Genomic DNA, 1,372 nt, shown 5'->3' with positions numbered 1-1,372 from the left:
CATGGTCAACGGATAGTTGCTCCGTTCTTCTCCCGCAATCTGGGTGATACCCTCCCAGATCGGCGAACTTGTGTTGTACATGCTGTGACGGTAGTTGAGCAAGGCCGAGAATAACGGTTGCGGTGCAACGATCGCACTAGCGCGTAGCGCCAATGCCAGCGAGGCATGCTCATGTTCCATCAGTGCGCTCAGCAAGGTATGCGTGCGCCGCACACTGGCGGCTACGCCCTGATCGTCAATATTGATACGCAACGGCAGCGTATTCATCAGTAAGCCCATCATCTGCCGGGCACCTTCACCGCCCCCCATGCGGCCGAATAGCACGGTGCCAAACACGACATCGCTACGCGTGCCACCATTAGCGACCCGCGCCAGTACTTGGGCCCACGCCAGATGACACAGGCTGGCTGCACTCACGCCGAGTTGCCGCGCCTGCGCTCGTATGCGCTGCGACAATGCGACGCTTAGTGGGAGACGGCCTTCGTCCATTCCGTCACCATCGCCATGCACCTCCAACAGGCCGAACGGTGCGGTCGGTGCATCGACGTCGCCCAGCATCTGACGGAAGAAGGCTTCGTTCGCTTCGGTGTTGGCCCCTAGCTTTGTCTGCGCCACATAATTACGAAATTGCAACGGCACCGGCAGTTGCGCTTCTTGTCCCTGCAAATGCGCTGCAATCTCGGCATCGATGACTTCCAGGGTGATGTGATCGCTCACCAGATGATGATCCAAGGTTAGCAAGATCCAGCGCCGTTGTACCGTGTCAAAGGCAAAGCTGGTGCGCAGCAAGGGCGCTTGCGACAGGTCGAGCCGGATATGGCGTGGATCGAAACGTGCCCGTAACTGATCGACCACGTCGCCGTCGGCTGGATCGAGGATCAGTTCTTCCTGCATCAGCGGCGCGCTGCGCCAAACCACCTGTAACGGTTCTGGCACCCCCTCCCAGACGAAGGCGGTGCGTAGCGCATCGTGCCGTTGGATCACGTCTTCCAATGCGCTCAGGTAGGCGTCCAGCCGCGCTCGTGTGTCAAAGCTGGTCAGCCCTACAAGCAAATAAGGATCGCCTTGTCTGGCCATCAGATGATGAAACAGGATGCCTTCTTGTAAGGGTGCAAGCGGGTAGATATCCTGCACATTGGCGGCACCTCCGGGGACTCCCTCAACAACACGGGCAATCTCCGCGCTGTTCAACGCCACCAACGGCAGCATCGCCGGGGTGATGGCGGAACACCCGACGGGAATCAGGTTCACGGGTATGGTGACTAAACGACTTTCAGCGCCAATCGCAGCGGCCAGTCCGGCCACGGTCGGCGTCGCAAACAAGGCACGGACCTCGGCTTGCATGCCGTGCTCTCGCATGCGCTGGATCAGG

The 1,372-nt window shown here is 59.7% G+C and carries 1 protein-coding gene; it reads right to left on the bottom strand.

The annotated features are described in order from the left end of the window. Nucleotides 1–1,372: condensation domain-containing protein (locus ACVBEF_RS21195; RefSeq protein ID WP_447125871.1), on the bottom strand; the 1,372-nt coding region annotated here is incomplete at both ends.

Source organism: Glaciimonas sp. GG7 (assembly GCF_052976905.1).
The sequence above is the reverse complement of the archived record's forward strand: the minus strand, read 5'-3'. Positions and strand labels throughout refer to the sequence as shown.